The following is a 13,104-nucleotide window of genomic DNA, read 5'->3' on the forward strand; positions in this document are numbered from 1 at the left end:
TACTTAGCAGCTACGTATTGTCTCTAGAGAACAGAGAACACAGACATTTAACTAATTGAAAAATTGACTATTTCAATTTGGTACGGGAAACGTTCCGGAAAACTAGACAAAATGGCATTTGATTTGCTTTGTCATAGATAACCCAACCAATATACAGCAGGTTGCACTAATTATTACCACTGCAGCTTGTCACGGAGGATAGGCTATGACCTTACAAAGACACACGTATTACGGCTTGATTCACCACGGGATTAAATCCTTGTTAATGGACAGAGTTGGCCACTTTACTGAGCGTGAATATCACGAGTACCTTGATCTAACGACAGGAAAATCCACCTGCTTCGCGATGAGTGAACAAGAGCTAGAGAACACTTTAGACAACCTGAAAAGCGAAGGTTATCTAGAAGATATCAAGAAGCTGATTCCTCGCTACCAAACGTCATCGATGCGTTGAAATTCTGCCAGCTCCAATCAGTTTAGTAGCCAATTGTCTCGAGCTGTTTTGCATCGAGGCAATTTTAGTTAGACTATCGGTAACTCAACTAACCGGATAGTCAGTCCACATGAAACAAATTCTTGATTTCATTCCTCTCATTATTTTCTTCGCGCTTTACAAGATGTACGACATCTACACCGCAACGGGTGCATTGATTGTCGTTTCTGCACTTCAAATCGTTTTGACGTACTTCATCTACAAAAAAGTAGAAAAAATGCAGGTGATAACGTTTCTGATGGTCGCGGCATTTGGTGGAATGACTATATTCTTACACGACGACAACTTCATTAAATGGAAAGTCACGATCGTCTATGCCTTATTTTCTATTGGCCTAACCGCAAGCCACCTTATGGGGAAACCTGCGATTAAAGGCATATTGGGCAAAGAGATTACACTTCCGGAAGCAGTGTGGAGCAAGATCAACTGGGCTTGGACATTCTTCTTCACCCTATGCGCAATCATCAACGTCTATGTAGCTTTTAACCTACCATTAGATGTGTGGGTTAACTTCAAGGTGTTTGGCCTGCTAATAGCAACATTACTATTTACGCTGCTTACGGGTGTCTACATCTATAAGCATTTACCAAAAGAACAACTTCAAAAAGAGCAGCAAGAACTAACTGATAAAAATACTGACGAGAAGTAACCCCAAGGGGTGAGTCCTCATTCCGTTTTTGTTACAATTCTTGTCAATATGCTATACCTAGCGGCCAATGATACTCGTGATCATTGGCCGTTGGCTTTTTTGTGTTGCGGAGACTGGTCAAAATAAAGCCTATTATTTAATGTAAATCGCACTAAATTATTGGCTATCTGATCTCTGTTGTTCATTGCGCTCGTTTGCAAATGCGCTTCACCAACCAACACTTCTGTTTTTATTTAGATAATCAATACCACCAAGAGTACAACAATGACGATTCAATCAACTTTGAACCCAATTGGTTCCCTACTTCTTCGCACATTAGCGATGCCTTCTGATACCAATGCAGCAGGTCAAATCTTCGGTGGTTGGATAATGTCTCAGCTCGACCTAGCCGGCGGCATCTTGGCCAAAGAGATCTCTAACGGCAAGATAGTTACCGTGTCAGTATCAAGCATTGAATTCAAACAGCCGGTATCGGTTGGCGATGTGGTGTGTGTGTATGGCGATTGCACTAAGATTGGTCGTAGCTCGATGAATATCGACTTGGAAGTATGGGTGAAACCGGTGCTGGATCACGGCATTGGCGACCGCTACAAGGTATGTGGTGCAACATTCAACTACGTAGCCGTTGATGAAAGTGGCAAGCCTCGAACCATTAAAAAATAAGCCAGCTTGCTTCGGGAATGGTCTTTAGTCTCAACCAGTGAAACCACTAAAGACCATACAAGTCTCTCGCACCAATTCACAATTTCTTATCATTAGCTCTTCCAATACCAATTAGTTCGCGTAAATTAGCAAGATAACTACTTTATAATCTCCCCAATGCAGTGAAGTAAAATAAGGATATGCCAATATGTGGTACGTGATTTTCTCTCAAGATGTCGAAAATTCATTAGAAAAACGCCTCAGTGTTCGCCCACAACACCTAGAACGCCTACAAACACTTCACGATGAAGGCCGACTATTAACAGCGGGTCCAATGCCAGCGATTGATTCAGATAACCCAGGCGAAGCTGGTTTCACAGGTTCAACGGTAATCGCTGAGTTTAACTCTTTAGAAGACGCACAGGCATGGGCAGACGCAGATCCGTATATCGAAGCTGGCGTCTACCAAAATGTCATCGTAAAACCATTCAAAAAAGTATTTTAACGTGAAAAAATGGATTATCGCCTCACTGACAGCTGCTCTGCTTGCAGGCTGCGCTTCAAGTGAGCAAGACCAACAAAGACAACTCGAGATGATGGCGCAGCACCGTGCTGGCGTATTATCTGCGGGCCTGCCGATTGAGTATGGTCCACTATCAGTTATGCGAGTTCTGGCGAAAAACACCGTGATAGAAATCATGATGATTTACAACCAAGATGCGAAAGGTGCTAAGCCTTTAAACCAAGTTGTCGATATGAGTGTGAATAGCTACTGTACTAACTCAGAAGTAAGAGCAAACCTGGACATGGGCTTGGCTTACAACATCAAGATCCGCAACACACGCGGACAACTGATGGTTGAGAAGCTGATAAGCAAAGATACTTGTCAGATCGCCAATTAAAGTTAGAGATTCGAACAAATATGAACGTCAAAGCCTCGCAGTAGCGAGGCTTTTTGTTTTGAGTCATCTAGCTCTTGTGATAGTTAAGCTTCTGCTGACTCCCACTTTTTACGCAACTCCTTAGTCGCGGAGACTAGGTTAGTCAGTTCTGTTTCTGCGCAATTGCGAGTCTTTAGGCTACAGTCTGGGTTTGCCCAACTGCGTTCTGTCGGGATCTTCTCAGCTGCTTTCTTAAACAGACCAATCATCCACTCTTGTGGTGGAATGTTTGGCGAGTGAATATCGTAAACAGTTGGGCCAATCGCATTCGGGTAGTTGAATTATTCAAACGCTTTAAGCGGTTCCATGTTCGAACGAGACGTCTCAATAGTAATCACATCAGCGTCTAATGCGGCAACTGAGTCGATAATTTCATTGAACTCGCTATAACACATATGAGTGTGAATCTGAGTCTCTGGTTTAGCACTTGCCGCGGAGATCTTAAAGGCATCAACCGCCCACTCTAAGTATTCTGCATGGTCGCGTTTTTTCAGAGGCAGACCTTCACGAATAGCAAGTTCATCAATTTGAATAATGTTGATCCCTGCATCTTGGAAATCAGACACTTCATCACGCAGCGCAAATGCCAACTGATTAGTGATCTCTTTACGCGAGATATCCTCACGCGGGAACGTCCAACACAAAATAGTGACCGGGCCCGTTAACATGCCTTTCATCTGCTTAGATGTCAGTGATTGCGCATAAGTCGACCACTCAACCGTCATCGGTTTCTCACGTTCAATGTCCACTACCACAATCGCAGGTTTCACGCAGCGAGAGCCGTAGCTTTGTACCCAGCCAAACTTTGTTGTTTGAAAGCTAGCTAAGTTCTCTGCAAAGTACTCCACCATGTCGTTGCGTTCCGCTTCACCGTGTACCAACACATCCAAATCGAGTGCTTCTTGGCGCTTCACCGCATCCGCGATATGACCTTTTAGTGCAGTCGTGTATTCCGCTTCACTCAACTTCCCGCTGCGATAAGCGCTGCGTTGAAAACGTATCTCGCCGGTCTGTGGGAACGAACCAATCGTAGTCGTTGGCAGTAACGGTAAACCTAAAACTTCCGACTGATGTGCAGCTCGCTCTGGGTAAGGGGTACTACGCTCGGCTAATGCTTTGGTAATCGTGTTGAGGCGAGCCTGAACCTGCGGCTTATTAACATGGGTTGCACTCTTGCGAGCTACAATCGGCTGGCTATAAGTCTCGCACGCTAAAATGGCATTTTGATCGCCGTCTAGCGCCGCACCCAACAAGCTAACCTCTGTGACTTTCTGTTTAGCGAAAGCAAACCAGCTCTTCACTTCTTCGCTGAGTGAATCTTCTAACTCTAAATCAACGGGACTATGAAGCAGCGAACATGAACTTGCCACCCACAGCTTATCGCCTAGCCTCTCTTTCACTGGTCGCAGTAACTCAAGCTGAGTAGCCAAATCTGCTCGCCAGACATTGCGTCCGTTAATGATGCCGGCAGACAGCACCCACCCTTCTGGCAATTGACTTACGACTTCATCAAGCTGATGTGACGCTGCAGCTAAATCGATGTGCAATCCGTTAACAGGCAGTTTGACGATTTTATCTAAGGTGTCTGTCACCGAATCGAAGTACGTAGTCAATAGCAGTTTCACATCACCTTGAATGACTTGATAAGCTAGTTTGAATGAATCAGCCCATTGTTTTTCAAGCTCAAGGGCAAGAATCGGCTCATCGATTTGAATCCACTCAACGCCCAACTTGGCTAACTTAGCCAAAATCGCTTGGTAAGCAGTCAACAGGCGAGGCAATAGGGTTAAGCGGTCAAACCCCTCCTCCACCTCTTTCCCTAAGTACAAGTAAGACAGTGGACCAAGAAGGACAGGTTTCACCTTATGCCCTGCTTGAACGGCTTCATTCACCTCATCAAACAATTGAGGCCAGCTCACCTCAAATGAGTCACCTTTACTGAACTCAGGAACGATGTAGTGATAGTTGGTATTAAACCACTTAGTCATGTCGGACGCTGCTGAACCGTTTTTCGTGCCTTCAGAAGCGTGTTTCCCACCACAACAAGCGGCTTCAACTTGTGATTGCCCGCGCGCCACTCGGAACAAGATATCTAAATCAGGGAAAGCTTTCTCCTCTTCGCTACCACCAGCATGACGCTTTGGTACGTGCCCTAAAAGCAAAGTCGTTGTCAGTACATGGTCGTACCATGCGAAGTCACCCGCAGTTGCAAAGCTAAGATTCGCATCAGCTTGTACATTCCAGTTACGATTTCTCAGCTCACTGCCTAGTTGTTTGAGTTCAGATTGATCAATTTCCCCACGCCAGTATTTCTCTAGTGTGAATTTGAGTTCGCGTTTTTCACCGATACGGGGGTAGCCAAGAATATGCGTTGTTGTCGTCATGAACCGATTCCTTATTCAATAATTATTAGTATCTTTTCAGACTGCCTGTTGAAAATTGCGCTTTCTCAAAAGGCGTCTGGATGGCTAAAACATCTACCGAATCAGCTCAATGAACAACGTCCAAATATTCATCTTGTTTATTAAAAATATTCATCATCAAGCAGCCTGAGATTAATTTAATTAAATCCATCTGGACATCTAGACGTTTACAAATGATAAAAAACCCCGTAGGGTGATTATTAAGAAATATTGAATTGGCTTAGGGAATATGAGGAATACTCATGATAGAGCTTAAACATCTGCGAACATTGACGACCTTAAGAGACAGCGGTTCACTCACCGCAACAGCGACCTCTCTTCACCTGACTCAGTCGGCGCTTTCTCATCAATTGAAGGACCTAGAGGCGCGTATTGGTGGGCAGTTGTTCCTACGCAAAACTCGGCCAGTAAAGTTCACCTCAGAGGGTGAGATCTTGCTAAAACTCGCTGATGAGATTCAACCAAGAATCGCCAAAGCAGAGAATGAACTCGCGAGTCTGAAAGAGGACGTGAATGGTCGCCTGCATATGGCGATCGAGTGTCACTCTTGTTTTCAATGGTTAATGCCTGCTTTGAAAGAGTATCAAGTTGCTTGGCCAAGCGTGACTCTCGATTTCTCGTCCGGTTTTGGCTTTGAGCCCCTACCTGCGTTAATGGCTGGCGAGTTGGATCTGGTGATCACCTCAGATATTCAACCTCGCTCTGAGATCCACTATGAGCCACTTTTCGATTTCGAGATGCGTTTGATCACGGCGATTAACTCACCTTTGGCTGAAAAGCCAAGCATTGATCCACAAGATCTTAGCGATCTCACAATGCTATCTTACCCGGTTCAAAAACAGCGTTTAGATGTGGTGAAACACTTCTTGCAACCTGCAGGTATTGAACCGAAGAAATGGAAGCAAGCAGACAACACCTTGATGTTAGTGCAAATGGTATCAGCCGGGTTAGGAGTTGCAGCCTTACCAAACTGGGCAATCAGTGAGTTTTCAAGACAAGGGTTGATTGCTAGTAAGCCGCTGGGTAAAGGACTTTCAAGAAGACTGTTTGCTGCGGTGAGAAATTCAGAGAAAGACAAGCGTTACCTGCAAGCATTCTTCAGCACAGCAAGGCAGCAGAGTAAGAGCCACCTGGATGGAATTGAAGTTGTTTAGCTATATAAACTATTAGAGCTATACAAAAGTACAAAAACAAAAAAGTCACAGATTACCTGTGACTTTTTAGATTCCGCAGCATTGATTTAGCGATACCTGTTCATTCGCGAAACATAGATTATCTTGCGTATGATTTAAATTGGTTCGTCAGTGGATCGTATTGATAGCCGAGCATGTCTAGCTTACCTACGACACTTTCTATATCCATTTCATACATGCTAATCAGTTCTTCAAAACTGTCGCACTCTAAGCGCAGTTTTTCATTCACTATTCCCAGCAAGATAATACTATCTAGGCTTTTGACGTTACTTAAATCCATCTCGTACTCCTTACGAACACTCTGACTAGAATTAAGTTTAGAACGCTTAATCGCCCCACGCTAAAAAACAGATCACACTTCTTTACTCACAGAAATACTTACAGTACCCAAATTGGTGTTAGGCCAACGACAGCGGCTAACAACATCAGTAGTGACACCGTAAGTTGCACCTTCTCTGGCGTTTTAACAAACAGTAGGTGCCAACACCACACCACGATTGAAGAGATAAGCAGTGCGAAGCTGAACAACAATGCTGAGATAACAGGCTCTAACTGAGCTTCAGAAAGTGAGTAAACGTTCACAACCGTCGCGAGTACTACCAACATTCCTGTTAATACACCTACAACTGGCAAAACACGGTGAAACGCTTGTAAGCGCGTTCTTGCGATAGTCAGCAATAGATGAGCAAACGCCGCACCTAACAAAACCACCAGCAATAATGTTGCAATAATGCCGACCACCGTTGGTTGCTCAAATGCTTGGATAGCAACATAAGACAGCGCTAAACCACACGCTAAATACATCACCCAAATCGGGCCCGAGTCACGTGTTTTCTTAGTCTGAACTTGAGAATAGAAATAAAAGATTGCGAACACGACAAGAAACGCTTCGACCTTGACTGAAGCCACGGCTAACCAAAGTACGCCAATCGCTGGTAGCATTTTGTGGATACGACCACGTTGCCCAGGGCAAATATCACCCTTTACCAGGATCAGAGTTAAGATCAGTTGAGCTCCTAATAACATTGGAGCAAATTGCAGTAATAATGTTTCGACCATTGTGGATCTACTTATCTAGACTTATTTTCGCGAATAATATCAAAAACTGCTGCGAACACTAATCAAAATCACAAATTAGCGACGTTATTCAAGGCTTCAACTATGCTGTTGGTTGGCTCTTTTGTGGTTTTTATCAGCAAAATGACGAAAGACACCAAAACTAACAGGGGCATGTTCTTCTGGCTAGTCAGGGCGCATGCCGCTATAATTCCCGCCTCAAAAATCAGAGGTCGAAATATGTACAGCGATATCACTCCTATTCACGAACACAAAAAATACTGGGCCGAGTGCTACGGAACAGCACCCTTTTTGCCTACCAGTAGAAAGGAGATGGATGCTCTTGGATGGGATAGCTGTGACATTATTATCGTAACTGGTGACGCTTATGTTGATCACCCGAGCTTTGGTATGGCTATCATCGGCCGTCTTCTTGAAGCTCAAGGCTTCCGCGTGGGCATCATCGCTCAACCGAAGTGGGACAATAAAGATGCCTTCATGAAGCTAGGAAAACCAAACCTATTCTTCGGCATCACTGCGGGTAACATGGACTCCATGATCAACCGCTATACCTCTGATCGCAAATTACGTCACGATGATGCATACACGCCAAATAACGAAGGTGGTAAGCGTCCTGATCGTGCAACTTTGGTTTACTCTCAGCGTTGTCGTGAAGCCTATAAAGGCGCACCAATAATATTGGGTGGTATCGAAGCGAGCTTGCGTCGTGTAGCTCACTACGACTACTGGTCGGATAAAGTTCGTCGCTCTGTACTGTTTGATGCAAAAGCGGACATCCTGCTATTTGGTAACGCAGAGCGTGCACTAGTAGAAGTGGCACACCGCCTTGCTGATGGTGAAGAGATCTCTAGCCTCACCAATATTCGTGGTACGGCAATCAACCTGCCTGCTGCACCTGAAGGTTACAAGATCATCGACTCTTCTCGTATCGAAAAGCCAAATAAAGCTTACGTACCAGTAAACCCGTACGAAGTGGAAACGCAATGCGATACCAAAAAAGATGAAGAGCCAAAGGCGCAGCCAATTACGATTCGCCCTTCTCGTCACGATGCGAAAACAACCGCGGTTCGTATACCTGCGTTCGAAAAGCTTAACAACGACCGTATTCTTTACGCTCACGCAAGCCGTATCTTACACCTAGAGACAAACCCGTACTCAGGCCGGGCTCTGATTCAACGTCACGGTGACCGCGAGCTTTGGGTTAACCAAGCACCAATCCCTCTAGCAACAGAAGAGATGGATTACGTGTTTGGCCTTGCTTATAAGCGTGTACCTCACCCGATGTACGGCAAAGCAAAGATTCCAGCCTACGAGATGATCAAAACCTCGGTAAACATCATGCGTGGCTGTTTTGGTGGTTGTTCTTTCTGTTCAATCACAGAACATGAAGGTCGTATCATCCAGAACCGTTCAAAAGAATCTATCTTGGATGAGATCGAAGACATCAAAGATAAAGTACCTGGCTTTACTGGTACCATTTCTGACTTGGGCGGTCCAACAGCGAACATGTACCGTTTAGGTTGTTCAGACCCGAAAGCAGAAGTGAACTGTCGTCGCCCATCGTGTGTGTTCCCGAAAATCTGTGAGAAGCTAAACACAGACCACAAACACACCATCGACCTGTATCGTTCAGCGAGAAAAGTACCAGGCGTTAAGAAGATCATGATCGCTTCTGGTGTTCGTTACGACTTGGCGATTGAATCACCAGAATACGTGCGTGAGCTTGTAACGCACCACGTAGGTGGCTATTTGAAAATTGCTCCAGAGCATACTGAAAAAGGCCCACTAGATCTGATGATGAAACCGGGTATGGGCACTTACGATCGTTTCAAAGAGATGTTCGAGAAGTACAGCGCTGAAGCCGGTAAGAAGCAGTACCTAATTCCTTACTTCATCTCGGCTCACCCGGGCACAGAAGATGAAGACATGCTGAACCTGGCATTGTGGCTTAAAAAGCACAACTATGAGTGTGACCAAGTACAGAACTTCTACCCATCGCCAATGTGTAACGCAACGTCGATGTACTACTCAGAGACAAACCCTCTGAAACGCGTTAAATACAAAAAGCGTGAAGATATTCCTGTGCCAAAAGGTGACCGTCAACGTCGTCTGCATAAAGCACTGCTTCGCTACCACGATCCAGAGAACTGGAAACTGATTCGTGAAGCTTTGATCGACATGGGTAAAAAACACCTGATTGGTGATAAACCAGGTTGCTTGGTTCCTGAAGATGACTTTGATGCTCAAACACCAGCGCAGCGTCGCAAGTCTGGTCGTCACGGTTCACAACGTTTTGCTACTAAGCACAGCAAATCTCAACCAGGATTAGGCGGCGAGAAGCCACGTAACCACTCTAAATCTGGTGGCAATAAGCCTAAACCAGGTGGTAAGAAACCTGCTGGTAACGGCAATGGTGGACAAGGTAACAGTGGTGGTAATGGAAACTCTCGTAAGCCAGCAACGGGCTTCATCAAGAAAGGACCGGGCGGTCAATCGCAAGGCAATGGCAAACCAAACCGCAATAAAGGTGGTAATGGCCAAAGTGGAAAACCAGCAGGTAACGGAAAGAGCCGTCAACGTGCCGCACAACGCTAATCTTATAAGCCGATACTATTAGCGAACACAAAAACACAAAGCGCAGCTATTTAGCTGCGCTTTTTCATGTCTGTTATCAATAACTACTTGGCTATATGATTACAAGGAGTTTAACGAGTAAAGACCCAATATTGACTAAATAGGTAGTTAGTCACCATACCGACCAAGATACCAACTGCCATTGCGATAAACACAGCACCAGTAAACACTGGCAGTAGTTCTACCATCAACTTAAAGCAAAGCAGGTTAGGTACCGCTGATATCGATGCGGAGAACATGAATTTTTGCCACTGAATCAGTTTATCTGACCAACGCCCCTGCCCCTTGAACCCAAAGGTCAGCACGCGATTACCAAACCACGTTGTCGTTGCTGCAGCAATGAACGAGCCTATTCTCGCCGTCATTAAAGGCAAACCAACAATGTAATGCAGAAAGGCCAATACCGCACAATCAACAACAAACCCACCAGCACCAACCACAGCAAATCGAACCATCTTATGATGGGATTGGAGCTTTTGACTTTGTGCCTGAAGCTTGTTGTTGAGCATTTGCAGTCCTGAGTTAACGCTGAACATCACTTTCACTTCGGATGTAGCTCAACGACAGATTGGGTTTGATGTTTTGGCTGTGACAAGTGAATAAAGCACGCTTTATTTTCACCGTTGGTTCCAAAATACAGGTCAGCGCATTTTCTTTTATCTTGGTTTCTACTTCTGCCCTTTTACCAATCAAGTAGAACTTGTCGATGCCATCTAGTTGCTCGATATCGAGCAGTTTCTTTGCTTGCCCGTGGCTATAAAACTGACCGGAGAATGGTCGCTTACCCACATAGAAGCTTGGCGCAGAATCCGTAATCTGTTCGAAGATGATACGGTCACTCTTCTCGTTCGCCTTACCTAGGTTTAAGTAAACCATCGCAATCATCAGCAACACTGGAAGAACCAATGCCACGCTCGAGAACCACTTCTTATCTTTTTCCACTACGAGTATAGCAACCAACAAACCAAGAGCAGGAATACCCGGTAACACGTAAGCAGGAAGAATGTTACCTGCCATGGTGAATAGAATTAGAGGTGAGATTAACCAGCACACCAGAAATGAAAACAGCCCACGATTTTCAGCGTTAATTTGAGCGATTTTGCTGCGACGAGCGAACGCTAAAACAGGTAAAATAATCGACCAAGGTGCCGCGGCTTGAAGCCAGAATACCCAGATCATACCTCGCGTTTCATCATGAGCAGAACCATAAAGATCCCCTTCCCAGCCGCTTACTACAAAGCGTTTGAAATGTTCACCAACGATGAAATAATCAATAAACCCTGGTGTCGCGATTTCAGCCATGATATACCACGGCAACGCAATAGCTAGCATTACACCAATACCAGATAACAGTGGGAAACGTTGCCAAAGGACTTTGAAAGCGCCAATAAACCCGTGTTGTAAAACTAACCAGGGGAAAACCGCGATACCCATGATAACAATCGCAACAGGACCTTTTGCAAGTAAGCCTAGCGCCAAACCAATGAAACCGATATATCCCCAATTTCTATTGGTCTTATCGCTTCCTTCTCCTTGCCAGCACAGATAAAACCCCAACATCGCAATCGTCATAGACAAGGTTAACGCCATATCAGTCATTACAGCGCCAGCAGCAATCGAGAAGATTCCACATGTTGCCAATACAACAGCAGTAACTAACGCGCTCTGACCCACTCGTTTTGCCATATAAGCGGTCAATAGAATCGTCGCGACACCAGCTAGCCAATGGGGTGCACGAACCGCAAATTCATTCAGGCCAAATAGCTGAATACCAACCGCACTCATCCAAGTAAACATTGGAGGCTTGCCCCAGAAAGGAATACCGTAATCGAATTGTGGAGTTAACCAATTTCCCGTTTCGATCATCAAACGAGCCATTTCACCATAGCGTGCTTCCGTGGTATCCATTAGTGGGTATGTCGCTAGGGATAAAAGCCTCAAAACCAGAGCAAAAGCCAGTAAATACCATAGGTGCGTTCTATTCAGGCTCATGCCGATTTCTCTAGTTTAAAGTGTGTTTTTAATGCGGGTGTAACAACCACAGACTGGATCAAATACAAAGGACGATTCTTGGTTTCAATGAAGATACGACCTATGTATTCCCCCATTAAACCGATACTCAGAAGTTGAATGCCGCCGAGGGCAAGTTGAACCACCATCATGGATGGGTATCCTGTGATTGGCTCACCAAACATCATAGTTTTGAAGACAATAACCATCCCGTAGATAAACGCGCTCAGCGCGACCAAACCACCCACAGCCGTCGCAATACGCAGCGGTCGAATTGAGAATGACGTAATACCATCCATTGCTAACCCGATCAGCTTGAGGTAGTTCCACTTCGTCTCACCACAGAAACGCGCATCACGATTAAATTGAATGGTCGCTTGGCGGAAGCCCGGCCATGAAAAAATGCCTTTCATGTAGCGGTTACGTTCTGGAAGTTGGTTAATATGGTCGACAACTTCACGGCTCAGCAGTCGGAAGTCACCGACATTCTCAGGAACATCAATCTTAGCCGCTGCATTCATCACTTTATAAAAGCTGGCCGCTGAAAACTTCTTAAACCAGGTTTCTCCGTCACGTTGGCGACGTTGCATATTGACCACGTCATAGCCTTCACGCCATTTGGCAATGATTTTAGGAATTAACTCAGGTGGGTCTTGTAAGTCTGCATCTAATAAGATCACCGCTTGTCCGCGACAATGCTCTAAGCCTGCACTCATCGCCGACTCTTTACCGAAATTGCGGCTCAGTCCGATAACAGAAATAGAACTGTTGATAGAAGTAAATGAGCTCACCACGTCTAAGCTGTTATCTTTACTGCCATCATCGACATAAACGATCTCACTGGTAATCGACAGGCTATCTAACACCTTGGTTAAGCGTGAATGAAACTCTTCCAACACCTCTTGTTCGTTATAAAAAGGCACAATGATAGACAGCAAAACCGCTGGGTGGATCTGCGAGAGGGATTCTTTAGGTCGGCTAATATGAAGTTCAGACATAATACGTTCTTCTATTTATTAATCTGAGATCAATTTACGCGCTC

The 13,104-nt window shown here is 45.0% G+C and carries 12 protein-coding genes and 1 pseudogene; 7 read left to right on the top strand and 6 right to left on the bottom strand.

Going from position 1 to position 13,104, the window contains the following annotated elements:
• Positions 1 to 205: 205 nt before the first annotated feature.
• The 5 genes from OCV52_RS09800 (at position 206) to OCV52_RS09820 (ending at position 2,686) form a co-directional block, all read left to right on the top strand.
• Positions 206 to 454, top strand: a complete 249-nt coding sequence (locus OCV52_RS09800) for a hypothetical protein (RefSeq protein ID WP_137408350.1) — start codon at positions 206 to 208, stop codon at positions 452 to 454.
• 109 nt (positions 455 to 563) lie between these two features.
• Positions 564 to 1,142, top strand: a complete 579-nt coding sequence (locus tag OCV52_RS09805) for a septation protein A (protein WP_137408351.1) — start codon at positions 564 to 566, stop codon at positions 1,140 to 1,142.
• A gap of 264 nt (positions 1,143 to 1,406) precedes the next feature.
• Positions 1,407 to 1,805: an acyl-CoA thioester hydrolase YciA gene (gene yciA, locus OCV52_RS09810; protein WP_004741235.1), complete on the top strand. Its 399-nt coding sequence runs from the start codon at positions 1,407 to 1,409 to the stop codon at positions 1,803 to 1,805.
• A 187-nt stretch (positions 1,806 to 1,992) separates the two neighbouring features.
• Positions 1,993 to 2,289 (top strand): YciI family protein, encoded by a 297-nt coding sequence (locus OCV52_RS09815; protein ID WP_017631803.1) that lies wholly within the window; start codon positions 1,993 to 1,995, stop codon positions 2,287 to 2,289.
• Between the two features lies 1 nt (position 2,290).
• A complete protein-coding gene (locus OCV52_RS09820; protein WP_137408352.1) occupies positions 2,291 to 2,686 on the top strand; it encodes a GspS/AspS pilotin family protein in 396 nt (131 codons plus the stop codon).
• Between the two features lie 83 nt (positions 2,687 to 2,769).
• Here OCV52_RS09820 and metE read toward each other — a convergent pair.
• Positions 2,770 to 5,109, bottom strand: a pseudogene (gene metE / locus OCV52_RS09825) (5-methyltetrahydropteroyltriglutamate--homocysteine S-methyltransferase).
• 281 nt (positions 5,110 to 5,390) lie between these two features.
• Here metE and OCV52_RS09830 point away from each other — a divergent pair.
• A complete protein-coding gene (locus tag OCV52_RS09830; protein WP_008219852.1) occupies positions 5,391 to 6,302 on the top strand; it encodes a LysR substrate-binding domain-containing protein in 912 nt (303 codons plus the stop codon).
• Positions 6,303 to 6,420: 118 nt separating this feature from the next.
• Here the strand turns inward: OCV52_RS09830 and OCV52_RS09835 are convergent, their stop codons facing one another.
• Together OCV52_RS09835 and OCV52_RS09840 are read right to left on the bottom strand one after the other, a co-directional pair.
• Positions 6,421 to 6,621 (bottom strand): DUF4250 domain-containing protein, encoded by a 201-nt coding sequence (locus tag OCV52_RS09835; RefSeq protein ID WP_004741624.1) that lies wholly within the window; start codon positions 6,619 to 6,621, stop codon positions 6,421 to 6,423.
• Positions 6,622 to 6,719: 98 nt separating this feature from the next.
• The gene (locus OCV52_RS09840) at positions 6,720 to 7,400 is read right to left on the bottom strand and encodes a hypothetical protein (RefSeq protein WP_137408353.1); all 681 of its coding nucleotides are present in this window, start codon (positions 7,398 to 7,400) and stop codon (positions 6,720 to 6,722) included.
• A gap of 237 nt (positions 7,401 to 7,637) precedes the next feature.
• On the opposite strand from OCV52_RS09840, the gene OCV52_RS09845 reads away from it, so the two are divergent.
• A complete protein-coding gene (locus OCV52_RS09845) occupies positions 7,638 to 10,013 on the top strand; it encodes a YgiQ family radical SAM protein (RefSeq protein ID WP_137408354.1) in 2,376 nt (791 codons plus the stop codon).
• A gap of 110 nt (positions 10,014 to 10,123) precedes the next feature.
• On the opposite strand, the gene OCV52_RS09850 is transcribed toward OCV52_RS09845, so the two are convergent.
• Genes OCV52_RS09850 through OCV52_RS09860 form a run of 3 tightly spaced genes read right to left on the bottom strand, consistent with a single transcriptional unit; the run spans position 10,124 to position 13,060 of the window.
• Positions 10,124 to 10,588, bottom strand: a complete 465-nt coding sequence (locus OCV52_RS09850; protein WP_137408355.1) for a GtrA family protein — start codon at positions 10,586 to 10,588, stop codon at positions 10,124 to 10,126.
• Positions 10,575 to 12,044 carry an ArnT family glycosyltransferase gene (locus OCV52_RS09855; RefSeq protein WP_137408356.1) on the bottom strand — a complete coding sequence of 490 codons (1,470 nt, stop codon included), beginning with the start codon at positions 12,042 to 12,044 and terminating at the stop codon, positions 10,575 to 10,577. The genes OCV52_RS09850 and OCV52_RS09855 overlap by 14 nt, the downstream gene beginning before the upstream one ends.
• Entirely contained in the window at positions 12,041 to 13,060 is a 1,020-nt protein-coding gene (locus OCV52_RS09860; RefSeq protein ID WP_137408357.1) for a glycosyltransferase family 2 protein, read from the bottom strand. Before OCV52_RS09860 ends, OCV52_RS09855 begins: the two co-directional genes overlap by 4 nt.
• Positions 13,061 to 13,104 lie beyond the last annotated feature (44 nt).

It is taken from the genome of Vibrio chagasii, from assembly GCF_024347355.1.
Taxonomy (GTDB): domain Bacteria; phylum Pseudomonadota; class Gammaproteobacteria; order Enterobacterales; family Vibrionaceae; genus Vibrio; species Vibrio chagasii.